Annotated in this window: 20 protein-coding genes; 11 read left to right on the forward strand and 9 right to left on the reverse strand. The window is 71.1% G+C overall.

The window, feature by feature from the left end:
- Positions 1–7 precede the first annotated feature (7 nt).
- The 7 genes from JYJ93_RS16795 (at position 8) to eutB (ending at position 8,953) form a co-directional block, all read left to right on the forward strand.
- Positions 8–322, forward strand: coding sequence for a Rieske 2Fe-2S domain-containing protein (locus JYJ93_RS16795; RefSeq protein ID WP_014398081.1), 315 nt, complete (start codon positions 8–10; stop codon positions 320–322).
- A 227-nt stretch (positions 323–549) separates the two neighbouring features.
- On the forward strand, positions 550–1,017 hold the full coding sequence (locus JYJ93_RS16800) for a molybdenum cofactor biosynthesis protein B (RefSeq protein WP_120594536.1): 468 nt from the start codon (positions 550–552) through the stop codon (positions 1,015–1,017).
- A gap of 13 nt (positions 1,018–1,030) precedes the next feature.
- On the forward strand, positions 1,031–1,960 hold the full coding sequence (locus tag JYJ93_RS16805; RefSeq protein ID WP_206792500.1) for a TIGR02757 family protein: 930 nt from the start codon (positions 1,031–1,033) through the stop codon (positions 1,958–1,960).
- A 77-nt stretch (positions 1,961–2,037) separates the two neighbouring features.
- Positions 2,038–3,996: an ATP-binding protein gene (locus JYJ93_RS16810; protein ID WP_206792502.1), complete on the forward strand. Its 1,959-nt coding sequence runs from the start codon at positions 2,038–2,040 to the stop codon at positions 3,994–3,996.
- Entirely contained in the window at positions 3,993–5,150 is a 1,158-nt protein-coding gene (locus tag JYJ93_RS16815; protein ID WP_206792504.1) for a hypothetical protein, read from the forward strand. Before JYJ93_RS16810 ends, JYJ93_RS16815 begins: the two co-directional genes overlap by 4 nt.
- Before the next feature lie 44 nt (positions 5,151–5,194).
- On the forward strand, positions 5,195–6,589 hold the full coding sequence (locus JYJ93_RS16820; RefSeq protein WP_206792506.1) for a hypothetical protein: 1,395 nt from the start codon (positions 5,195–5,197) through the stop codon (positions 6,587–6,589).
- Between the two features lie 126 nt (positions 6,590–6,715).
- Complete coding sequence (gene eutB / locus JYJ93_RS16825; protein ID WP_206792508.1) at positions 6,716–8,953, forward strand: ethanolamine ammonia-lyase subunit EutB; 2,238 nt, start codon at positions 6,716–6,718, stop codon at positions 8,951–8,953.
- Between the two features lie 16 nt (positions 8,954–8,969).
- Here the strand turns inward: eutB and JYJ93_RS16830 are convergent, their stop codons facing one another.
- The 5 genes from JYJ93_RS16830 to JYJ93_RS16850 all read right to left on the reverse strand — a co-directional run bounded on the left by JYJ93_RS16830 (position 8,970) and on the right by JYJ93_RS16850 (position 14,387).
- Positions 8,970–9,227, reverse strand: coding sequence for a hypothetical protein (locus JYJ93_RS16830; protein WP_206792510.1), 258 nt, complete (start codon positions 9,225–9,227; stop codon positions 8,970–8,972).
- A gap of 52 nt (positions 9,228–9,279) precedes the next feature.
- The gene (locus tag JYJ93_RS16835) at positions 9,280–10,767 is read right to left on the reverse strand and encodes an NAD(P)/FAD-dependent oxidoreductase (protein WP_206792512.1); all 1,488 of its coding nucleotides are present in this window, start codon (positions 10,765–10,767) and stop codon (positions 9,280–9,282) included.
- 189 nt (positions 10,768–10,956) lie between these two features.
- Entirely contained in the window at positions 10,957–11,718 is a 762-nt protein-coding gene (locus JYJ93_RS16840; RefSeq protein ID WP_206792514.1) for an energy transducer TonB, read from the reverse strand.
- Positions 11,719–11,835: 117 nt separating this feature from the next.
- Positions 11,836–12,561 carry a response regulator transcription factor gene (locus tag JYJ93_RS16845; protein WP_206792516.1) on the reverse strand — a complete coding sequence of 242 codons (726 nt, stop codon included), beginning with the start codon at positions 12,559–12,561 and terminating at the stop codon, positions 11,836–11,838.
- Complete coding sequence (locus JYJ93_RS16850) at positions 12,558–14,387, reverse strand: HAMP domain-containing sensor histidine kinase (RefSeq protein WP_206792518.1); 1,830 nt, start codon at positions 14,385–14,387, stop codon at positions 12,558–12,560. The genes JYJ93_RS16845 and JYJ93_RS16850 overlap by 4 nt, the downstream gene beginning before the upstream one ends.
- Positions 14,388–14,503: 116 nt before the next feature.
- Here JYJ93_RS16850 and JYJ93_RS16855 point away from each other — a divergent pair, with 116 nt between their 5' ends.
- A complete protein-coding gene (locus JYJ93_RS16855) occupies positions 14,504–15,877 on the forward strand; it encodes a YXWGXW repeat-containing protein (protein WP_242543837.1) in 1,374 nt (457 codons plus the stop codon).
- Positions 15,878–15,902: 25 nt separating this feature from the next.
- On the opposite strand, the gene JYJ93_RS16860 is transcribed toward JYJ93_RS16855, so the two are convergent.
- Positions 15,903–16,931 carry a lipoate--protein ligase gene (locus JYJ93_RS16860; RefSeq protein ID WP_206792520.1) on the reverse strand — a complete coding sequence of 343 codons (1,029 nt, stop codon included), beginning with the start codon at positions 16,929–16,931 and terminating at the stop codon, positions 15,903–15,905.
- A 159-nt stretch (positions 16,932–17,090) separates the two neighbouring features.
- On the opposite strand from JYJ93_RS16860, the gene JYJ93_RS16865 reads away from it, so the two are divergent.
- A complete protein-coding gene (locus JYJ93_RS16865; RefSeq protein ID WP_206792522.1) occupies positions 17,091–17,843 on the forward strand; it encodes a pyridoxal-phosphate dependent enzyme in 753 nt (250 codons plus the stop codon).
- A 12-nt stretch (positions 17,844–17,855) separates the two neighbouring features.
- On the opposite strand, the gene JYJ93_RS16870 is transcribed toward JYJ93_RS16865, so the two are convergent.
- Positions 17,856–18,641 (reverse strand): hypothetical protein, encoded by a 786-nt coding sequence (locus tag JYJ93_RS16870; protein WP_206792524.1) that lies wholly within the window; start codon positions 18,639–18,641, stop codon positions 17,856–17,858.
- Positions 18,642–18,831: 190 nt separating this feature from the next.
- Between JYJ93_RS16870 and JYJ93_RS16875 the strand changes: the two genes are divergently transcribed.
- Together JYJ93_RS16875 and JYJ93_RS16880 are read left to right on the forward strand one after the other, a co-directional pair.
- A complete protein-coding gene (locus JYJ93_RS16875; protein ID WP_206792526.1) occupies positions 18,832–19,758 on the forward strand; it encodes a triacylglycerol lipase in 927 nt (308 codons plus the stop codon).
- Positions 19,759–19,781: 23 nt separating this feature from the next.
- Positions 19,782–20,843 carry a lipase secretion chaperone gene (locus JYJ93_RS16880; protein ID WP_206792528.1) on the forward strand — a complete coding sequence of 354 codons (1,062 nt, stop codon included), beginning with the start codon at positions 19,782–19,784 and terminating at the stop codon, positions 20,841–20,843.
- A gap of 7 nt (positions 20,844–20,850) precedes the next feature.
- Here the strand turns inward: JYJ93_RS16880 and nadE are convergent, their stop codons facing one another.
- Both nadE and JYJ93_RS16890 read right to left on the reverse strand, forming a co-directional pair.
- Complete coding sequence (gene nadE, locus JYJ93_RS16885; RefSeq protein ID WP_206800336.1) at positions 20,851–21,846, reverse strand: NAD(+) synthase; 996 nt, start codon at positions 21,844–21,846, stop codon at positions 20,851–20,853.
- 2 nt (positions 21,847–21,848) lie between these two features.
- Positions 21,849–23,468 (reverse strand): class I adenylate-forming enzyme family protein, encoded by a 1,620-nt coding sequence (locus JYJ93_RS16890; protein WP_347402697.1) that lies wholly within the window; start codon positions 23,466–23,468, stop codon positions 21,849–21,851.
- Between the last annotated feature and the right edge of the window lie 39 nt (positions 23,469–23,507).

A 23,507-nucleotide genomic window follows, 5' to 3' on the forward strand; every position in this document is an offset into this window, starting at 1 on the left:
GAACGCAATGACGAAGATCAAGCTGGGACCCGCGGACTTCGCCGAGAGGGAGATGCGGGGCTACGAAATCGGCAAGCGCAACGTCTGCATCGCGAAGATCCACGGCCGCTACAAGGGCCTCGATGACTGGTGCAACCACGCCGGATGTCTGCTGTCGGGCGGACGCCTCGAGGACAACATGGTCGTGTGCCCCTGTCATGAGGTCGGCTTCGACATGGACTCGGGGAAGAACGCGACTTCGCCCGGCGTCTGTGATGACCAGCCGACCGTGCAACTCACGGTCGAGGACGGAACGCTCGTCGTCGACCTGCCTGACGTTTGAGCCTTCCGCCTCCAGGAGCGTCCAACATGGGACACGACGGACACGATCACGACCATGACCACGGTCATGGCCATCACCACCACCACCACGGCCATTCACACGACCACGGCCACGGGCATTCGCACGACCACGACCATTCGCACGACCATGACCACGGTCACGGTCATGACCACGGGCACTCGCACGAGGGCTCCCCGGTGGCGGCGGAGCACAAGTCGCGCGCGCCGGTGCATGTCAGCGCGTACGTGGTGACGTGCTCGGACAGCCGGGACGAAGCGCACGACGGCAGCGGCAAGGACCTGCGCGAGGGCCTGGCCGCCGCGGGGCACACCGTCGCCGGGCACACGGTGGTGAAGGATGATCCGGAGGCCATCCGGGGCGCGCTCGCGCAGGCGCAGGCGGCGGGGGCCCGCGCGGTGCTCTTCACGGGCGGCACCGGCATTGGCCGGCGCGACTGCACGGTGGAGACGCTGCGCGCGCTCTTCGAGAAGGAGCTGCCCGGCTTCGGCGAGCTGTTCCGGATGCTGTCGTTCCAGCGCATCGGCAGCCCCGCGATGATGTCGCGCGCCACGGCGGGCACGTACCAGGGGATGATCCTCTTCGCGCTGCCGGGCTCGCCGCAGGCGGTGCGGCTGGCGCTGGACGCGCTCATCCTCCCGGAGCTGGGCCACGCGGTGCGCGAGCTCACGCGTTAAGACAGGTCGCGTGATGAAGAAGCGCCGTGTCGCCCATACAGGATTGAGCACCCAGGCGGCCGACCTCCTGCGCCCCCGCCTGGATGCCTTCCTGGCGTCCATGGATCAGACGGCGCGCATCGGGTTCGACCCGGTGGAGTTCCCCCACCGCTACACGGATCCACGCGACGTGGAGGTCAGCGCGCTGCTCGCGGCGGCGCTGGCCTACGGGCGCGCGGACCTCTTCCGCCCGAAGGTGGATGCGCTCCTGAAACAGATGGGGCCGTCCCCCGCGGCCTTCGTGCGCGCGCTGGACGTGAAGGGCGCGAAGGCGCTGCTCACGGGCTTCGTGTACCGCTTCAACGTGGGCACCGACCTCGCGGTGCTGCTCTTGGGCATGGGCCGCGCGCTGCGCGAGCACGGCAGCCTGGAGGCGCTGTTCGTGCGCGGCTTCCAGGCGAGCGGCACGCTGCACGGGGCGCTCGCGGCCTTCACCGCCGCGCTGCGGGACGTGCCCATGGCCGCGCTCCGCAAGGCCATGGGGCCGGAGCGGGGACTGCATCACCTGCTGCCCTCGCCGCTGGGGCCGGGCGCCGCGAAGCGCCTCAACCTGTACCTGCGGTGGATGGTGCGCGGACCGGACGCGGTGGACTTCGGCATCTGGAAGCAGGTGCCCGCCTCAGCACTGCTGGTCCCACTGGACACGCACATTGGACGGATGGCGCTGCACCTGGGACTGACGCAGCGGACGGACCTCACCTGGCGGACCGCCGAGGAGGTGACGGCCTCGCTGCGGGCGCTCGATCCAGAAGATCCGGTCCGGTATGACTTTGCTCTGTGTCACTACGGCATGAGTGGCGCCTGCCCGGCGAAGACGCTGCCCCAGCACTGCGAGCGCTGCTCGCTCCTACCTTCCTGCAAGGTAGGCCCCCGCGTCATCGCGCGCGGTTCACTGCAATTCTGAGTCCCACCCGACCCGGAAATGGGCTACGGGCAGTCCGCGCGGCCCCGCGTTGACGGGTTGGCGCGGTCAAGGCTGCAATGCGGTCGGGCGACGCGGGTGGAATGATCCCGCGGGGCGCGAGGAGCGACGCGGTGCACGCAATGCTGGTGGCGGTCCCAGCCCCGGTGGCCCAGGACGTGGAGCGCGACCTTTGCGCCACGGCCGAAGGGCGCGCGTGTCGGGTGATCCGCGTGGAGTCCCCGCCGGAGCCGCTGCCCGAAGGGCTCCTCGTCCTGTGGGACCATGGCGGCCCGCTGGAGGCCGTGAAGGCGCGCTGCCAGTGGGCGCATGCGCGCCGGTTGCAGACCCGGACCTGGCTGGTGGTGCTGACGAAGCGCGAGGGCGAGGAGGCGGAGGCGCTGGTGTCCGCGGGCGCGGACGAGTGCGTGACGCCGCCCGGCACGCGCTGGGGCGCGAGGCTCGTGGCGCTGCGGCGCAGGTCCTCGGACGGGGACGCGCAGGCGCTCCGGCGGGCCCGCGACATGTTCCAGGGCGCGCTGGACGCGGTGCCGGAGCCGCTGTTCATCAAGGACCGCGAGCACCGGCTCGTGGCGGTGAACAACGCCTACTGCCGCCTGTTGGATCAACCCGCTGAAGCGCTGCGCGGCACGGTCACTTCGGCGCAGGTGCCGCCGCACGAGGCGGAGGCGTCGTGGCGCCAGGACGAGCGCGCCTTCACCACCGGGCAGACCGTGGAGGACGAGGGCTCCTTCACCGACGCGAAGGGCCGCTCGCGCGAGGTGCTCACGCAGCGGGCCGCGTACATGCTGCCCAACGGCGAGCGCTTCCTCGTGGGGCTCGTTCGCGACGTCACCGAGCGCTCCCGCCTGGAGACGCAGCGGCGGCTGGCGGAGCGGATGACGTCCGTGGGCACGCTGGCCGCGGGTGTCGCGCATGAAATCAACAACCCGCTCTCGTACGTGACCTCCAACCTGGCCTACCTCTGGGAGCGCGTGGCGCAGCCGGTGCTCCCCGTTCCGCCCGAGCAACTGGAGGAGCTGCGGCAGGTGGTGGCGGAGGCGCTGGAGGGCGCGGGGCGGGTGCGCTCCATCGTGCGCGACCTGCGGACGTTCTCGCGCACGGAGGAGGAGCAGCACGGTCCGGTGGATGTGCGGCGCGCGGTGGAGAACGCGGTCAAGCTCATGCGCGACGACCTCCAGCACCGCGCGTGCATGGCGTGCGACCTGGAGCCGGTGGCCGCGGTGCACGGCAACGAGGGTCGCCTGGCGCAGGTCGTCACCGGCCTGCTGACCAACGCGCTCCAGGCCTTCGGCGACAGGGCTCCGGAAGAGAACCTGATCAAGCTGAGCGTGCGTCCGGGCCGCGAGGGCCACGTGCTCATCGAGGTGGAGGACAATGGGCGCGGGATGCCCGTGGAGGTGCGCCAGCGCATCTTCGATCCGTTCTTCACCACGCGCTCGCCCAAGGGCGGCACGGGCCTGGGCCTGTCCATCTGCCTCACGCTGGTGCACGCGATGGGCGGCCACATCGAGGTGGCCAGCGAAGAGGGACAGGGCAGCCTCTTCCGCGTGGAGCTGCCGGCGCTCACGTTGCCGCCCGAAGCGGCCCGGTCCGCGCAAGCCGCCCCGGCCGTGACGGAAGAGCCCGCGTCGAAGCCGGTGCGCGCGACGCGAGACCTGCGCCGGTTGCTGCTCATCGACGACGAGCCGGCGGTGGGCAGCGCGGTGAGCCGCCTCTTGCGCAACCTCTACGAGGTGCACGTCATCCAGGACGCGCGCGAGGCCCTGAAGCGCCTGTCGCACGGCGAGAAGTTCGACGCCATCCTCTGCGACCTGATGATGCCGGGCATGAGCGGCATGGACTTCCTGGTGGAGCTGGAGCGGCTGGCGCCGGAGCTGGCGCCGCGCACCGGCCTGATGACGGGCGGGGTGAACCCGCAGGCCCGTGAGTTCGTGGGCCGCCGCGCGCGCGAGCTGCTGGAGAAGCCCTTCGAGCGCGACCAGCTGTGCACCTTCGTCGAAACCCTGATGCAATGAAGCGCCGGACGCGCTGGACACTGGGGGCCGTGCTGGCGGCCCTGCTGGTCGCGGCCTTCTTCCTGCTGCCGCCCGAGCTGCGAGGGCTGTCCTTCGTGCTGCGCGCGGCGGGGATGCACGGCACCCCGGCCACGGCCCTGGCCAGCCGCTACGGCACCGGGGCCTTCAGCGTCGCGGACCTGAGCGTGCCCACGCACCACGGGCCGGTGCGCGCGCGGCTCTACCAGCCGGACCGGCGCAGGGGCCGGCTCATCGTGCTCACGTCGGGCGTGCACGCGGCGGGCATCGACGAGCCCCGGCTGGTGCGCCTGGCGGAGGACCTGGCCATGGGCGGACATCCGGTGCTCACGCCGGAGCCGCCGGACCTGCTGCGCTACGAAATCACGCCGTGCCTGCCGGACATCATCGAGGAGACGGCGCTGTGGGCGCTGGGGCCGGGCTCACTGGCGCCGGAGGGGAAGGTGGACCTCTTCGGCATCAGCTTCTCCGGAGGCTTGTCCGTCGTCGCGGCGGGCCGGCCCGCGCTGCGCGACAAGGTGGCCGCGGTGCTGTCCTTCGGAGGACACGGCGACCTCTCCCGCGTGCTGTCCTTCCTGTGCACGGGCGTGCAGGCGGACGGGACGCACCGCACACCGCACGACTACGGCGTGGTGGTCATCCTGCTGAACGTCGCGGACCGGCTGGTGCCGCCGGAGCAGGTGGAGGCCCTGCGCAGCGGCGTCCTGAAGTTCATGCACGCGTCGCACCTGACGCTCGTGGACTCGAAGCAGGCGGAGGCCGCGTTCGCGGAGGCGCGCGCGATGGAGGCCACGTTGCCGGAGCCCGCCGCCACGCTGCTGCACCAGGTGAACACGCGCGACGTGGCCGCTCTGGGGCCCCGGTTGCTGCCCTTCGTGAAGGACTTCGCCGGAGACCCGTCGCTGTCGCCGGACCGCTCCCCCGCGCCGAGTGCGCCGGTGTACCTGCTGCACGGGATGGACGACTCCGTCATCCCCGCCATCGAATCCACGCTGCTGGCGCGCGCGCTGGAGCCGCACACGCGCGTGCACCTGCTGCCCACGCCGCTCATCACCCACGCGGAGATGGACCGGAAGGCCAGCGTGATGGAGTCGCTGAAGCTGGTGCGCTTCTGGTCGGCCCTCCTCGACGAGTAGGGCGCCACCGCGCGGCTTGACGTCCGAGCCCCGGAGCGGCTGCCATGGCGGGCATGTCCGTGTCCCTCATCGCATCGTTCGGGCTGGGTTGGTTGCTGGCGGCCGCGCCCCCGCAGGCGAAGCGCATCGTCCCGTGTCCGCCGGACTCCGCCGATTGGCAGGCGGCGCGAGAGGAGCTGTCCGCGTTCGACGCGCGGATGGAGGCGCTCCCAATGGATGGCGAGGTGGAGGAGGCGCGGTCGGGGCTCATGCTCCTGCTGAGCCACCGCTGCTTCGGCATCGCCCGCGCGGAGGAGGGCCGGGAGCCGCTGTCCTGGGACGAGGAGACCGTCGCGCCCGCGCTCGCGTTGAAGACGTGGTGGCGCGACGGAGGCAAGGCGTACTTCACGTCCCAACTGGAGCTGGGCCGCGCCGGAGCACAGACCGTCGTCATTCCTCCGGACCTTCGCGTCGTGCTGGCGCGCGAGTCGTCACCGAAGCACCGGCTGGCATCCCTGCTGTGTCCCTTGAACGCCGGTGAGTGCGGCGCGGAGACCGAAGCCTGGCGAGCGCGGGCGGAGAAGGCCTTCCGCCCGGAGAACCGTCGTCCGGGCACATTCGACGCGGATCCGCCGCCTCCGACGGACTGCATGAAGGAGGCCCGGAAGCAGCCTTCACGGAGCCGCTACAAGGCCTGGCGGGTCTGTCTGGCGCTCGACCCGGACGCGCGGAACGTCCAGACGGTGCTGCCGCTGGGCCGCATCCGCGCACCGACAGACGGCTGGCTGGTGATCCGGGGCCGGCGAGGCCACTACAACTTCTGTGATCAACTCGACGCCTACCATCTGGCCACGGGGACCCTGTACCGCTCGAGCAGCTGCTCCGGCCTGGCGTTGAAGTCCGACGGCCAGGTGGACGGAGCCGCCACGAATGCCGCGCGGCGGTCCGGGGTGAAGGTGGGGCGCGTGTCGCCGGAGCGGCTCCGCGAACTGCTGTGGATGCTGTTGCTGGCGCCGGAGGTGGATGACCGGGTGCAGGTGGAGGCCGTGCGCATCCCGGTGCCCAAGGGCCTCCGCGTCGAATGGCCCGCGACCGATGACGGCATCCTGGGCGGAGTCGCCGGCGGGGTCTTCGGTGGCTCCACGGCACAGACGCAGCTGAGCTGGAAGTGGTTTCCTCCCGGGGGCGCGGAGCTCTTGTCGGGAACGTTCACGTATCCCAATTCGTGGGCCGCGGGCGAGGACCACGCGAACGTGCTCATGCGCGAGGCCGAAGCCACGTTGCAGGAGGGCTGCCCGGCACTGCCCGTCCCGGTCCGGGAGCTCGACTTCACGCGTGAGCCCGGCGTCAACCGCATCGACGCACCGGAGGGTGTGTCGAAGGTCCAGGACGCACGGGTGGACGCGTTGCTCACCTGGAAGCCTCCTGCGGGCTGCGTGCCGGGCAAGAACGGCGGCTGAGTTTTCAGGGCACCAACGATTGCAACACCAAGCATCGTCGCGGGCAGGCGTCCGGGCGTCACGCAGGCGACAGCGCCCTCGGGGGATGGTGGCGCGGCGGGGCCGCCGGTTAAATCTGATGGCCCCATGAACGTCCGCGTCCCCGGCGTCCTCCCCCATGAAGATGTATTGGATTATGTGCAGCGCCTGCGCGGCGGCTTCGACGCGCGCCTGTATCAGCAGGTGCTGGGCGCGGCGAATGCGTTCAAGGAAGGCGACGAGGCCATCGGCGTCGCGGCGGCGGATGAGGACTCGCGGCGCAACGCGCGGACCCTGCTGTCGCGCACGCGGTTGGACGACCTGCACGCGCATCCTCCGTTCGAGGACCGGCTGTATGTCTTCAACCTGGAGGCCTGGGACGCGGCGCGCTGGAAGCGCGTGGCGGATTGGACGCTGGGAAAGCTCAAGAACTTCCTACTCACCGCGCCGGAGTCCCAGGTGCATGACGTCCTGGACGGACTGCCCAGTGACGTTATCGCGTGCGTCGTGAAGCTGATGAGCGACGCGGAGCTGAAGACAGTCGGTGGGCGCATCTTCCATCCACTGCCAGGCAGCCGCGTGGGCGCGAAGGGCTACCTGGGCGCGCGCTTGCAGCCCAACTCGCCCACGGATCATCCGGAGGACATCCGCTGGCAGGTCTTCAACGGGTGGTCCTTCGCGGTGGGCGACGTGGTGCTGGGGACCAACCCGGTGTCTTCGGACGTGGCGTCCGTGTCCGCGGTGGAGTCCGCGCTGCACGACGTGCTGGTGACGTTCGGGCTGGAGGAGGTGCTGCCCCACTGCGTGCTCGCGCACATCGACGTGCAGGCGCAGGTGGAGGCGCAGCGGCCGGGCACCACGGGCATCTGGTTCCAGAGCCTCGGTGGGAACGAAGCGGCCAACCGCACCTTCGACGTGACAATCGAGAAGATGGTGGCGCACGCGGCGGCGCGCACCGGCAAGTGGGGCCTGTACTTCGAGACGGGGCAGGGCGCGGACGCGACGAACGGGCACCACTTCGGCACGGACATGCTCATCCACGAGTCGCGCAAGTACGGCTTCGCGCGGGCCCTGAAGCGCCGCGTGGCCCTGGCGCAGTCGGGCGCGGGGCGGGACGCGGCGCCGTGGGTGCACGTCAACGACGTGGCGGGCTTCATTGGCCCGGAGGTCTTCCGCACGCGCGAGCAATTGGTGCGCTGCTGCCTGGAAGACATCGTGATGGGCAAGCTGCACGGCCTCACGCTGGGCCTGGACGTGTGCTCCACGCTGCACATGGACGTGACGCTGGATGACCTGGGCTGGTGCCAGGAGCAGCTCGCGGAGGCCGGGCCCGCGTACCTGATGGCGCTGCCCACGCGGAATGATCCGATGCTCAGCTACCTCACCACGTCCTTCCAGGACCACGTGCGGCTGCGCGAGCGGTACGGCCTGAAGGTGGACGACCGGATGTGGGCCTTCTTCCAGCGCCTGGGCGTCATCAGCGCGGACGGCCGGCCCACGAGGCACTTCGGAGACCCCGCCCACGTCTACGTGCACTACCGCCGGGCCAAGGGCGACACGCGGACGGATGCGGCGCTGCGGGCGGAGGCGGAAGCGAAGATGGCGGAGGTGCGCGCCCGGGGCGTGCCGCTGGCGGTGGGGCACGGCGATGCGCCCTGGACGCCGGAGCCCGCGCTGGAGCGGGAGGTGCGCGGCCTCTACGACGACGGCAAGGTGGGGCTCTGGTCGGAGCTGTCCGACGCGGCGGTGGAGTCCATCCCGGGCGCGGCGCGGCTCCAGACGCGCTCCCTGGACCGCCGCGATTACATCCTGCACCCGCCGTCCGGCGAGTCATTGGGCGAGGCCTCGGAGGCGGCGGTGCGCGCGCTGCGCGACCGGCACGCGGGCCGGTACGACGCGCAGGTGGTCGTGTCGGACGGACTGGACCCCCGGTCGCTGATGGACGAGGGCCACCTGGCGCCGTTCCTGGCGCGACTGCGCGCGGAGCTGGAGGCGACAGGCTGGAGGGTGGCGCCGGAGGTGCTGGTGGTGAAGCACGGCCGCGTGCGCGCGGGCTACCAGGTGGGCCACCTGCTGTTCGGCGCGGAAGGGGAAGCGCGTCCGTGTGCCCTGGTGCATGTGATTGGCGAGCGCCCCGGCTCCGGGCACCACGCCTTCTCCGCATACCTCACCGCGCCGGACGCGGACACCTGGGCGAAGCCGGGCGCGGTGGACCACGACCGCACCCGGCTCATCGCCGGCATCTCGGACACCAGCGTCCGGCCGGAGGACGCCGCCGTGGAATCGGCGCGCATCCTCGCGGAGACGCGGACCTCAGCCCCTTCCGTGGTTTCGGGAGTGGCTTAGGTTTGCCTTCAACGGCTCAGCACTCCTGGATGTACTCCGAATAGACCGACCGGCCGCCCCAGTAGTAGAGCCCGCCGCAATAGCAACCATACTCACCAATGAGCTGGGTATGCGCCGCGTCGCTGTAGTACCGGTGCAGATTCGCGTTCGGCTCGTTGGAGCAGTCCGGCAGCGTCGCCTCCTGCGTGGCCAGGTTCGGCTCGGACTCCTGCTCCATGGGACCGCCACAGCCCACCGCCATCGCCAACAGACCACCAATCAAGAACGTGCGCATGTGTCCTCCGTGAGGGGGCACGAACCATACGCGGTTTGGGTCAGACAAAGCTTCAGCGCGCCGCGGCGATGCTTGCCGCGGTGCGCACGCCACCCACCGCGGTGGCCAGGGTGCTCTGACCCGGGAACACGGAGTCCCCCACCAGCCACACGCCGCGCTGCGCCTGGAACGGTCCCAGGATGCGGTAATTGTCCAATCCCGCGCGCCGGGGCACTCCGCCCACCGCGCCGGCCTCCCGCAGCGTGAAGCGCTGGAACGTGCGCGGCGAGCCCGTCATGGCGTGCACCACGTGGGCCGTCCACTCCGGAAGCAGCGCGTCCAGGTTCTCGCGCATCCGCGCATGGAGCCCGGCGAAGTACACCGCCTGTTCCTCCGGCGCCATGCCCGCGAGCTTCTTCAACGACACATGCGTGGACACCGTCACCGTGCGCTGTCCCGGCCGCGCCCGGCCTTCGTCCGAAGCCCCGCTCACGGAGGCGAAGAGGTGGTTGCCTTCGATGAAGGGGGCCTGCTCGTCGCGCACCAGCTCGAAGTGATGCGCGGCGCCGGAGTCACCCTCGGGAGGCCGCACCACGAGGTACAGCATCGCCGCGCCCCAGCCGTCGTCCACGCGCTCCGCGAGCGCATCCACCCGGGGCATCCGGCCCACCGGGACATCCAGCAGCGTGCGCAGCCCTTGCGGCAACGTGTTGGCCACCACATGCCGCGCGAGCAGCTCACCCCTGCGCGCCGTCACCCTCCAGCCCCCATCCACCGGCGTCACCGCGCGCACCCGGTTCGCCATGAGCACGTCGCCGCCCCGCGCGGTGATGGCCTTCGTCAGCGCCGTCGCCAACCGTCCGATGCCGCCCCGCACATGGCCCGTGCCGCGCCAGTAGTAGTCCATCGCCGCGAACGCGAACGGCGCCTCCGCCTCCGCCGCGGAGCACTGCACTGTTATCTGACAGAGCGCATCCAGGTAGGTGCGCAGCGGCGTGAAGCCCTCCAACCCATGCCGCGCGAGCACCGCGCCCAACGGGCGGCCCAGCCACCGCGTCAGCGGCGCGTACGACCATGCGCGCCCCGCGTGCCGCATCAGCGTCTTCAGGTTCAACGGCGGCAACAGGTCCGGGTCATCGAACAAGGGCCACAGCGCACCGGCCACCTGTCCCTGCAACTCGAAGAAGCGCCGCACGCCCTGCACGGGCGCGCCGGGCAACGCGCAGAGCTCCGCGATGAGCCGCTCCCGGTCCCGGTGCACCGGCAGCCGCATCCCCGGGGTCCGCAGCTCCACCAGGGGATCCAACCAGTCCACCGTCACGTCCAGCGCATGCTCGCGGATCCACCGGCCGAAGAGCTGATGCTCACCGAAGCCGGAGAACAGCGTGGCGCCGGACTCGAAGGCGAAACCTCCGCGCCGGAAGGTGCTCGCGCAGCCGCCCGGGTAGTTGAGCCCTTCGCACAGCGCCACGCGGGCGCCCCGGCGGCACAACTCCAGCGCCGTGCCCAGGCCGCCAAAGCCCGCGCCCACCACCACCGCGTCGTACCAGGTGTCCGCCATTGAACGAGTGAAAGGACCGGCACCGGGAGCGGGCCGGGGGAGACCCGCTCCTTCCGGTGCCGGTATCGCGCACATGGCCAGGCGCGACGGGAGTTTCCTAACGGGCCCGCGCTCCCGCCGCGATTGTTTTCCCCACCCGAAGGGGGGACAGGCGGCCGGCCGCTTCCACTGGCGGACACCTGCCCCTGTCTACCGCGGGAGCTTCAGCTTGATGTTGAACGTGTACGACACGTTCACCGGACGGCCCTGGAACATCAGCGGCTGGTACTGACGCGAGGAGAGCGCGTCCAGCACCGCGTCATCCATGAACGGCAGGCCCCGGATGATGCGGCAGTCGCGCACGCGGCCCTCCGTGGTGATGACGCACTTCGCGATGATCATCCCCTCCACGCCCGCGCGCCGCGCCTCGTCCGTGTAGCTGAACTGCGCGCCGCTGAGCATCTTCGGGGGCGTCATCCCGCCCTGGAAGGGCAGCACGTCCGTGCCCGTGGGCGCGGCCGGCAGGAGGCCCGCCACCGCGATCGTGCCGATGGGGCTGGTGCTGTCCGGATCTCCGTTCGGGTCGCCCACCGGGCCCGGCTCGCCCGTGCCTGTCGCGTCGGGGGTGGCCGCCGCGTCCGCGATCGTCGTCGGCTCCGGCTTCGCCTCCGGGAGATCCGCGGGCAGCGGCTTCGGGTTCAGCGGGATGCGGTCCGTGCGCGGCTTGGGCTTCGGCTTCGGGGCCGGTGCGGTGGTGGCCGGTGCCGGCTGCGCGGCCTGCTTCGTCCCCAACTGGATGGTGGGCGGACGGAAGACGAGGTCCCCGAGCGGCTTCTCCACGGTCTCGGGCGGGCGGCCGGAGATGAAGAACACCAGACCCAGGAGCCCCGCGTGCACGCCGATGGACACCCACGCGCCCGTGCCGAACCGTCCCGAGCGCACTCCCCGCCGTTCGATGACCGACTCAAACATCTGACCCGCCTCCTGTTCGGGGCGGACGCTCCAGGCGTCCCGTCCCCACAAGATGCAAGGTACGAAGTCCCGCCAGTCAAAAGGCCGACGGGGCTCCATGTGTTGGTCATGATTGCGTCATGACGGGCCGCCGCTCAAAACCTCCATGCGGTAGCCCACGCCGCGCAGCGTGTGGATGGTGAAGCCGGACGTGCTCGTCCACCCGAGCTTCTTCTTCAGGTTCGACACGAAGTTGTCCACCGTGCGCGGATCCACCACCACGTCGCGGCCCCAGACGGCATCCAGGATTTCGCCCCGGGGCAGGGCGCGGTCGCGGTGGCGCAGGAGGAACGCCAACAGGTCGAACTCCGTGCGCGTCAGGTCCACCTCGCTGCCGTCCGCCCGCAGCACCGCGCGGCGGCCCAAATCCAGCGTGAAGGCGCCAAAGGTCACCACCTGCGGCGGCGCCGTGCCCGCCCTGCGCACCAGCGCCTGCACGCGCGCGAGCAATTCCCGCAGCCGGTAGGGCTTGGTGAGGTAGTCCTGCGCGCCGGCCTCGAAGCCGCGCACCAGGTCGTCCTCCAGCGAGCGCGCGGTGAGCATCAGCACCATGCTCTTCACGCCCTCCGCGCGCAGGCGGCGGCAGAAGCTGTAGCCGTCCTCGCCCGGCAGCATCACGTCCAGGATGAGCAGGTCGAACACCCGCGACGCCAGGTGCGGCGCCGCGTCCTTCGCGGACGGGGCGTCCGTCACGTCGTAGCCCTCGTCGCGCAGGTTGTCGCGCAGGCCCAGGCGCAGGTTGGCGTCGTCCTCGACGATGAGGATGGTGGGGCGGGTGGTGGTGGTAGGCGTCTGCGTCGTCATCGGCGCGTCTCGGGAAAGGTCAGGGCGAAGGTCGTGCCTTCGGGGCCGGAGGAGGCCACCTGGATGCTGCCCTGGTGCAGGCCCATGATTCTGCGGCACAGCGCCAGCCCCAGGCCACTTCCATGCACCTCCGGCCCGGGCGTTGTCAGACGGTAGAAGTCCTGGAACACGCGCTCCCATTCCTCCGGGGGGATGCCCACCCCGTTGTCGCTGAAGAGCACCGTGGCCCCGAAGCCCGGCTGCGGATAGGCGCGCACCGTGAGGACCACCGGACTTCGTTGGTTGTAGAGGCAGGCGTTGCGGCCCAGGTTGGCGAAGAGCATCCGCACGAGCGACGCGTCCGCGTCCAGCTCCACGTCCCCCACGTCCGAGCTCAGCTCCACCGGCACGGTGACGGCGTCCATCAGGTCGTCACGCAGGTTGCCCACCGCCTCCTCCAACCGCACGCGCGCGGGCTTGAGCGCCCATCGCCCCTTGTCGATGCGGTTGAAGGACAGGATGTTCTCCACCAGGAAGTGCAGGCCCTCCGCCGCGCGCACGATGCGGGTGGGGTAGTCCCCGGCCTCCGGGCTCTTGCCCAGCCGGCGCTCCAGCGTCTCTCCCAACAGGCGGATGGACGCGAGCGGCGTGCGCAGCTCATGGGACACGGTGGAGACGAAGTCGCTCTTGAGCTCCACGAAGCGATACTTGCGCTGCTGGGCCACCACCGCCAGCGCCGCGATGGCCGACGCGAGCGCGCCGCACGCCGCGACGAGCAGCGTCTTCAGGCCGTACCGCGCCTCGATGTCCGCCTCCGCCGCGGCCCAGCCTGGAGTCGCCACCTCCAGCCCCGGGTGCTTCAGGGGGCGCGCCACGCCCCCGGGGCCCAGGCGCACCTGGCCATCCCGGGGGATGAGGTTGCGCTCGCGCAGCTCCTGCGTCAGCTCCGACAGGAGCGCGCCCATGTCCACGGCCAGCCCGTGCACCTGCTCGGCCGCGGGCTCCACGTACCACTGCTCGGCCAGCAGGGTGGGACCGTCCAGCGGCTCCGGCAGCACCAGCGCGCCCGCGCCGGCCTCCTGCACGCGGGCCACGAAGGCGTCGGACGGCTCCGACAGGGCGCGGCTCAGCGCCACGATGCGCGCCTGGAGGAAGTTGAAGTCCGGCTGCGTGAGCTGGGAGCGGGCGCGCAGCAGGTTGCGCTGCAGGCCCGCGTCGCGCGCCATGCCGCCCAGCTCCTCCGGAAGGCCTTCGCGCACCAGCGCCCGGATGAGGGGCGGCGTGTCCTCGCCGCGTTGCAGGTACTCCACCATCAAGAGGGTGAAGGGCAGCTCCTGATCCGGCGGCAGCGGGTGCGCCGCGTGGTAGCGCAGCAGGGACTCCACCGCGGCGTCCTTGCGCGCCTCGCTGCCAGCGGCCAGGGCGGCCTGCGTCGCGCGCAGCCGGGACAGCCGTTCCTGATAGGGCGAGGGGGCCTGACCGTCGTCCAGCGCGTGCGCCAGCATCGTGTAGTTGGCCTGGGCCGGGACGTCCGCGCCCTCCCGGGGCCAGTCCACGCGCGGCAGGAACTGGTGGTCGCGGAAGAGCAGGTAGTAGCCCTCGGCGGGCAGCAGCGGATCGCCCACGGCCGAGTTGAGGTTCGGCAGGTGGGTCTTCATCCTCTGCGCGAGCGCGGTGCGCAGCGACTCGGCCGCCAGCTGCTCCAGGGCGATGCGCCGCGAGCGCACCTGGGCGCGCGCGTCCTCACGCTCCTGGGTGAAGATGCGCTGGAGGCTCACCAGCCCCCAGCCGAGGGCCAGCAGTCCGCAACCCAGCGCGAGCAATGTGGGGAGGAGTCGGCGCAGCATTCGCGTCCCTCGGGACTGTAGCAGTGTCGACAGCTTCGCGGGCTTGTAGCCTCCAGGGTGAATAAAGTGGGGGAAGCCCGCGTCCCCTGGGGTGTCTGGAGATCGGAGACGGAGTCATGGGTTCTCGATGGTGGATGGGTTTGATTGTCGGCCTGGCGACCCAGGGAGCGTTCGCGCAGACCTCGCCGGTCGCCGCGGATGACTGGGGCGATGATGACGGGTACGCCCAGCAGGCCAACGCGGATGATTCCGGGCCCATCGCGCCCTCGCCGCCCCCCGACCTGCCCGCCGAGTCACCGACTCCCCGGCCCTATGCCGGCGCGGTGTGGACGTCCGGGCACTGGTACTGGGACGGCGACAACTGGCAGTTCAAGTCCGGCGGCTGGGTGGAGCGCATGCCCGGCTACCAGTACGTCAACGGCTACTGGGCGCAGGACGGCGACGTCTGGCGCTGGGTGTCCGGCGGCTGGGCCCAGGAGGGCTCCACCGAGGTGGAGATCCCCGTGGAGGTCGCCAGCGAGAACGTGACGGCCACCCAGGCGCCTCCGGCCCTGCGCGTGGAGACGCCGCCCCCCGCGCCGTCCGTGGGCTACACGTGGGCGCCGGGCTACTGGTACTGGGGCGCCAACGGCTACGAGTGGGTCTCCGGCACGTGGATGGAGCCGCCGCGTCCGGGCCTGGTGTTCGTGTCGCCGCACTGGGTGCGCCGCGGCCCGTCGTGGGTGTTCGTGGGTGGCGGCTGGGGCTGGAACGGCTCGGTGCGCGTCGTCGTGCCGGTCTACCGCCATGCGCACATCTCGTTCTCGTTCGGCCGTCCGAACCCGTTCCTGCGCACGTGGTACCGGTATCCGGGCGTGTCGTGGCGCTACTACGGCTACGGGCACGACCGCTACCGCCCGGGGCGCTACTACTCCTCGCGCCCGGGGCCGTACCGCTACAACAGCCCGCGCGTGCATGACGCGTCGCCCGGGCGGTACAGCAATGGCTACGGCGGCCGGGGCAACAGCCGTCCCGGGCCCTACCGTCCGCAGGGCAGCGGCGTCCACTCGTCGAACAACGGCAACAGCGGCAACAGCGGCGGCTGGGGTGGCACGCGCAATCCGCCGCCCGGTGGGAACGGCACGAGCGGTGGCTCGCACCAGTCCAGCGGCGGCTGGGGTGGCGGTTCCAACCCCGGGCGTCCGTCGTCGGGTGGCGGCGCGCACCAGTCCAGCGGCGGCTGGGGCGGCGGCTCCTCCAACCCCGGGCGTCCGTCGTCGGGTGGCGGGGGACGCTCCTCGTCCAGCAACGGCGGCGGTTGGGGGGGCGGCTCCGTTCGCGTCCAGCAGACCGGCGGCGGGTCCTCCTCCAGCAGCCACGGCGGCGGCTCCGGCCGCGGCGGTGGGTCCTCCTCACGCGGTTCCAGCAGCGGCGGCGGGTCTCACGGCTCCAGCCACGGCGGTGGCAATGGCGGCGGCTGGGGTGGTGGCCACGGCGGTGGCCACCGCTGAATGACGTGACGGCGGATGGGCCGGGTCAGACCTCGACCTGGCCCATCAGCCATGTCTCCAGCTCCGCCAGCTCCCGCTCCTGCGAGGGGTGACGGGCGCGGACCTCGGCGACGGCCTGCTTCATCCCATCCCGGCTGTGCGGCTTGCCGGTGAGCGCGGTCTGCAGGTCCTGCACGAGGTCCGGGTAGAGCGCATCCGAGAAGACCTGCGCGCGGGTGATGTGTCCGTTCTCCGCGTCGACGTGGACCTCGAAGAAGCCCCACGACAGGTACTCCACCATCTGGTGGCTGAAGCGGGGCGCGTTGCCGAAGCGCCAGTCCCACGACGCGTAGTGCTCGAAGGTGCGCTTGAGCGACGGCTGGTTCTCCAGGAACGACGGCTCCAGCAGCTGCGGCTCCGCGGTGCCGCCGTGGAAGTCGCAGAAGGCGCCAATCATCGCCTTCACCAGCGACTCATGGGAGACCTCTGGCTGGAGGTCGCGGATGTTCATCACGCGCGAGCGCACCGACGCGCTGCCCTTGGACTCCAGCTTCTTCGGGTGCGGCGTGAGGTAGTTGGCCAGCCGCGACAGGTTGGCGTGGATGAGGAACGTGCCGTGGTGGAAGGCGCGGTCCTTCGTCTCGCGGTACGCGCTGCCGCTGATCTTCCGGGGCCCGTCCTCCAGCGGAATCACCAGGTCGTTGCGCCCGGACGCCTGCGCCGTCACGCCCAGCCGCGACAGCGCGTCCAGCAGGATGCGGACGTTCGCCGTCTTGTCGTAGCCCTCCTTCGCGGACAGGAACGTGAAGCAGGTGTTGCCCAGGTCGTGGAACACCGCGCCGCCGCCGCTGGTGCGCCGCGCGAGGAAGACCTTGTCCTCCTCCATGCGCGAGAGGTTGCACTCGGACCATGGGTTCTGGTTGCGGCCGATGACGACCGTGTTGTCGTTGCGCCAGAGGAAGAGCGTCTGGGTGGACGGATCCAGCTCGCGGAAGATCCAGTCCTCGGTCGCCAGGTTGAACCAGGGGTTGTACGTCTCCGACAGCAGGATGCGGACGCGCGGGGCTTGAGACATGGGCGCGGAGCATAACCGCCCGCCACGGCGTTGCAGGGACTTGCGCCGTCCCCCGGCGGACATCCGCCCCGTCCCCGGGGCAATGGCCCAAGGGGGCCCCCTCCGGAAGACTCCGGCATGTGTCGGGCGCGGAATGCGGGTGCGCGCCAGGGGGCGGCCATGCGTGGAGTTTTTTCCCTTTCGCGTCCGCAGGCGGGCGGGCCGGTGGTGCTGTGGGGTGGAGCGCAGCCGTCCGGCAGCCTCAAGTACCTCACGTTCGCGCGCTACCTGGCCGCCATGCCGCCGGGTTCGCGAGGGCTGGTGGAGCTGTCCGGCGCGTCGAGCGCGCTGGCGCTGGACGTCCTGGGCCGCGAGCGGGGCCTGCCCACGGTGGCCCTGACGGACGCGGCGGGGGCGGTGTACCTGCGCGCGCACGGCTTCCAGGGGCAGGTGCGCCAGGTGGACTCGATGGCGGACATGTTCCACCAGGCCCAGTCCCTGGAGCGCGAGGGCTGGAGCTGGCCCCGGCAGCTCACCAACCGGGCGATGGTGGCGTGCGTGGAGGCCTGGGCGGCGGGCCTGCGCGCGCAGGTGCGCGAGCGCTTCCCCTCGGTGCGGCACGTGGTGTGTGGCTTCGGCACGGGCGCGACGCTCGTGGGCCTGACGCGCATCTTCATGGCCGGTGGCTTCACCGTCACCGGCCTGCAGCCCGCGCCCGGAAAGGCGGTGCCCGGCTGGCGCACGTGGGCGTCCCAGAACCTGGGAGCGGAGGACCTGTTCTTCGAACACCAGCCGCGCATGCTCCTGGCCACGGCCGCCCCCGCGCCGGATGCCTTCACCGCGCTGCTGGACTGGGCGCGCCGGCAGCCGCATCCCGAGCGGGTGCTCGTCATCGGGCACAACGCCCGGGAACAGGACGCCGCCCGGGCCTGAGCCGCCGCGCGCCTACCGGTGCATCGCTTCGAGCCGGGCCCGCACGGCGGCCACTCCGTCGCGCGGGTACGCGGGCACGTGGGACAGCTCGCGCTCGGCCAGCACGAGGAGCGTGCGCGCGAGGCCCGGCGTATCGCCTTCCAAGGCCCGCGCCAGCTCACCGCCGGTCTCCGGATACACGCGCTCCACGCGCCGCACCGGATCCAACCCGTCCAGCAGCGAAGCGTCAGGAGCGGGGACGTGGCGCGCGAGGAGAATGCAGAACAGGCGCACCGCATCGTAGAGCCGCGAGCGCCCGCTGAGCCCTTCACCGCGCGCGTGGCGCCCCGCGCCTACCAGCACCTGCGTGAGCCACTGCCCGAACAGCCACGCGTCGTCCGGGGCCGTGCGCTGGAGCTCCTCCGTCGTGTCCCTCGCGCGCGCGTCCATGCGCTCCGTCACGCCGCCCTTGTCCAGCAGCACGCGGTAGCGGTTGACGCGCGCGAAGGACAGCTCCTCCAGGTCGAACACCGCGAACTCCAGCAGGTGCCCGTCGCGGTACACGACCTTGAGGCCGTGCGCCGTCTCGCGGAACGTCAGCGCCACGTCCTCCGCGCGGGGCAGCCACCCGCGCTCCTGTCTCAATGTTTCAGCGTGTCCGGGCCATGCGACGACGAAGAAGTCATGGTCGCTGAAGTCATCCGGCGCGTAGTCCCGCGCCGCCATCGAGCCCAGCGCCACGAGCCCCCGGAAGCGGCCGTCCGCGTCGGCCCTGTGCGTCAATTCCGCGGTGAAGGCGTGGTAGGCGACTGTGTCCAAGGGCGTGCTCCTCTGGAGGGGCCCGGATGCTGCCAGTTCAACGCGGGGCGTTAAAGTCTGACTTGACCCGGAGCTGACATGCTTTTCGGTGAATTCTGAGGTTGGCTTGATTTTTATCAGTGGCTCGCTCTATGGGCTGATTCGCGGGTCAATCCCTTCGATGATCCGCCCTCCCCAATCAGGAGCCTGTATGCGAAACGCCGTCCGGACCCTCGTTCTGACTGTCGCGGTTCTTGCCCTCTGGGCGCAGCCTGCCCGCGCGGATACGTACACGCAGACGAAGTACCCCATCGTGCTGGCGCACGGCATGGCGGGTTTTGATTCGCTGTTCGGGGTGCTCGACTACTTCTACGGCATCGAGTCGACGCTGAAGTCGGGCGGCGCGAAGGTCTACATCACGCACGTTCCGCAGTTCAACACGAGCGAGGCGCGCGGCGAGGCGCTGCTGGCGCAGGTGCAGGACGTGCTCGCGCGTTCGGGCGCGAAGAAGGTGAACCTGATTGGCCACAGCCACGGCGGCCTGGACGTGCGCTACGTGGCGGCGGTGCGGCCGGACCTGGTGGCGTCCGTGACGACGGTGGGCACGCCGCACAAGGGCGCGGACCTGGCCACCTACCTGCGCTCGAACATCAAGGGCGGTTCGTTCACGGAGAGCGTGCTGTCGTACTTCGCGAACAACCTGGGCATGGTGCTGGGCCTGCTGTCCGGCCACACGCAGTCCCAGGACGCCATCGGCGCGCTGGGGGCGCTGTCCGCTTCGGGCGCGGCCACCTACAACGCGAAGTTCCCGGCGGGTCTGCCCACCACGTCGTGCGGCACTGGCGCGGCGACGGGCGCGCAGGGCCAGCGCTACTACTCCTGGTCCGGCACGGATCCCTTCACCAACGTCTTCGACGCGTCTGACTACGCGCTGAAGCTGTCGTCCTTCTTCTACAGCGAGTCCAACGACGGCCTCGTGGGCCGTTGCAGCTCGCGCTTCGGCACGGTCATCCGCGACAACTACGACATGAACCACCTGGACGAGGTGAACCAAGTGCTGGGCCTCACCGCGTTCTTCACCGACCCGAAGTCCGTGTTCCGCACCCAGGCGAACCGCCTGAAGACCGCGGGCCTGTAAGGCCGTTGAAGGAGCGCCCCGCCATGAAGAGCCGCGCCGTCATTCTCGTGGTCGCGCTGTGCGCCCTCCTGGGTGCCGGCGTCTTCTCGTGGTGGAAGGTCCGGGCGGAGGATGCGCCCGGACCCGCTGTCCCGCCGTCCGCCGTCCCCGTCGCGCAGGGTGTCCAATCGCGCGCGATGTCTCCCGGAGTGCCCGGTGCCGCCGCGGCGGCGAGCGCTGTCCCCGACGCGCCGCTGCCGCCGCTGCCCGGTTCGCTGAAGGACACGGAGGAGGATGGCGCGGTGCTGGTGGACGCGTCCGGGCACCTGGTGCCGAACGCGGACCTGCGCCGGTTCTTCAACTACTACCTGTCCGCCACGGGCGAGGAGCCCGCGTCGCTCATCCGCGAGCGCATCCTCACGGCCCTGCGGGCGAAGAAGCTGCCCGCCGCCGCGATGGACGAAGCGGTGCAGGTGCTGGACGATTATCTGGCTTATCTGGATGCGGCGCGAGGGCTGGCGTCGAAGGGCTCTGCGGCCATGCCGGACACGGCGGAGCGCCTGGAGTCCCTGCGCAAGCTGCGCCGCGAGCACCTGGGCCCGGGCGTGGCGGATGGCCTCTTCGGGCAGGAGGAGGCGGTGGACGCCGTCGCGGTGGAGCGGCTCAAGCTGATGAAGGACGCGTCGCTCACGAAGGAGGAGCGCGAGCAGCGCATGGCGGCCCTGGAGGAGCGGCTGCCCCCGGAGGTGCGCGCCAGCCGCGAGGAGGCCGTGCGCCCGCTGCGGCAGCAGGCCGTGGAGCAGGAGCTGCTTGCGGCGGGAGCGACGGCGGAGGACCTGCACCAGCACCGGCTGTCCACCGTGGGCCCGGAGGCCACCGAGCGGCTGGAGGCGCTGGACGCGGAGCGCGCGCAGTGGAAGCAGCGGCTGGCGGACTTCCGCGCGAAGCGCGCGGCGCTGGGCCAGAGCGAGCCCAACCCCGCCCGGCGTCAGGCCGCGGTGCAGCGGCTCTTGTTCGACTCGTTCACCCCGGAGGAGCGCCTCCGGGTGGAGGCCGCGGACTCCATCGAAGCGGCCTCCGGTTCCCCCGGCGCTGGCGGCGGGTGAGGCTCCTTCAGGAGATCTTGAAGGGCTTCAGCTCGCTGACCTCTTCAAGCAGCAGCGGCTGCGCGTGGAGGTACGCGGTGGTGCGGCGCTTCTGGTCGATGTCGTCGTAGACGCGCTGGATCTGCTGCGGCGTGAGGCTCATCTCCGGGGCGGCCTCTTCCGGGGCGATGCCGTGGTTCTTCGCCCAGAGGATGAGGTCCAGCTGCGAGTAGTGCACGGAGAAGTAGAAGTCCTCCTGCGACTGCTCCAGGCTGAACGTGTCCGTGGTGGGCTCGCGGTTGAGGATACCGTCGATGACGCCCAGGTGCCGCGCGAGCTTGTACGTCTGCGTCTTGTAGAGGCTGGCGATGGGCTTCACGTCCGCGGCGCCGTCGCCGAGCTTCACGAAGAAGCCCTGATCATACTCCAGGCGGTTGGGCGTGCCGGACGCGGCGAAGTTGAGCCGGTCCGCGTGGAAGTACTCCATCATCTTGCGCACGCGCTGCTTGAAGTTGGTGGCGGCGACAATCTGGACGTAGGCCTGGGGCGTGAGGCGGAAGCGCTGCTCCTGCCCGTCCACCTGCACCACCACGTAGAAGATGTTGAGGGCGTCCGTGTTGAGCCGGTCGCCGTGCATGACGATCTTCCACTTCATGTCCGGCTGGAACGCGGGGAACACGGAGCGCACGGCCGCGTCGCGCTGCGAATAGCACCCGGCGGCCTCCAGCACGGGCGCGATGTCGTGCAGCGTGTACTGGATGCCCAGCTTCTCGCAGAGCTCGCGGCCCAGCTTGGAGGACAGGCCGCTGGAGTCGCGCTCCGGCAGGAGCAGGCCGAAGACGCGGTCCGGCCCCAGCGCGCGCACCGCCAGCGCGGCGACGCACGCGGAGTCGATGCCGCCGGAGACGGCGACCACCAGGCCGCGCTTGCGCAGCTTCTTGAGGACGGCCTCCTTGAGCCCGTCGGACAGCGACGCGGCCTTGGCCTCCCAGTCCAGTTCCAGCACCTGCTTGGAGAACTTCATCGTCACGGCGACCTCGATTCAGGAGAAGAGAGTGAAGACAGCACGCGCGTGCGCAGGTCGGCCTTGAGCACCTTGCCGGTGGGCCCGCGAGGGAGCGCGTCAATGAACAGCACGTGGCGTGGCACCTTGTGGGCCGGGAGCGCCTCACGGCAGAAGCGGCGCAGGTCGTCCTCCTGAGCGCTGGCGCCGGGCTGGAGGACCACGGCGGCGCACGCGGCCTCGCCGCCCAGGTCGTCCGGTACGCCCACCACGGCGGCCTCCAGCACGGCCGGGTGGCGCGCGAGGACGTGCTCAATCTCCGCGGGGCTCACCCGGTGGCCGCCGACCTTGAGGATCTCCTTCGCGCGGCCGACGAGGAAGAAGAAGCCCTCCGCGTCGCGCCACGCGAGGTCGCCGGTCCACAGCCAGCCGTCATGGAGGATGGCGGCGGTGTCGTCCGGCGCGTCGAGATAGCCGGGGGTGACGTTGGCGCCCTTCGCCACGAGCTGGCCCACTTCGCCGTCGGGAAGGGGCGTGCCGTCGTCCGCGACCACGGCCAGCGTGACGCCCGGGATGCCCTGTCCGATGGAGCCCGCCTTGTCGGTGGCGCGCGAGGGCGGCAGGTAGGAGAGCCGCGCGGTGGCCTCCGTCTGGCCGTACATGACGAACAGCTCGGCCGGGTGGAAGGCCTCGCGCGTCCAGCGCACGGTGTCCGGGGACATGCCTCCGCCGGCCTGGGTGAGGTAGCGCAGCTTCAGGTTCGCGAGCGAGTCCGGGGCGGCCTGACGGCGCAGCAGCTCGAAGGTGAGGGGCACGCCCGCGAAGCCGGTGCAGGACTCGGTGGCCATGGCCTCCAGCACCACCTGCGGGTACATGAAGCGCGGATCCAGGAACACGGAGCCGCCCGCGAGCAGGTGCGTCTGGAGCACGCTCTTCCCGTAGCAGTAGTGCAGGGGAAGGATGAGCATGGCGCGGTCGTGCGGAGTGAGGCCCAGGTACTCCACGATGGAGCGCGTGTTCGCCGCGATGTTGGCGAACGTCTGCACGACGCCACGGGGCGTGCCCGTGCTGCCGGACGTGTAGACGATGGACGCGGGCGCATCCGGAGGCAGGGCGGGCAGGGCGGCCAGCGGCTCCGGGCACACGTCCGGATCCACCGCGCCGTCCTCCTGCAACCACGTGCACGAGGCGGGCTTCAGCAACCCGAGCATGCGCTCCGGAGGGCGGGAGCCGTGGACGATGAAGAAGTGGGTGAGCTGCGAGCGCCCCGTCCAGCGCCGCGCGTCCTGACCGAAGATGACCGCGTGGCGGGCACCCGTCTGCGCGAGGATGCTGGCCAGGGAGTCCGCGCCCGTCTCACGGTCCAGCTCCACGGCGCAGGCACCCAGCGCCTGCACCGCGAGGCTCGCGACGGCCGAGGCGCAGCCCAGGGGCAGGGCGATGAGGACCCGAGCGCCCGGCTCGACGCCGGCGGCCCGCAGCTGTCCCGCGAGCGCCAGCATCCGCGCTTCGAGCTGCGCGTAGGTGAGCCGCGCCCACGGCGAGTCCACCGCTGGCGCATCCGGGTTTGAGGCCGCATGGCCACGAACCCACGAAGGGGCGGTATCCGCGCTCACGCTTCCTCCCACTGCGCGGGCGAACACCGGGCTGCCGGGATCTCCACTGCGATGCCTGAAGGCGCG

The organism is Corallococcus sp. NCSPR001 (genome assembly GCF_017309135.1).
Classification (GTDB): domain Bacteria; phylum Myxococcota; class Myxococcia; order Myxococcales; family Myxococcaceae; genus Corallococcus.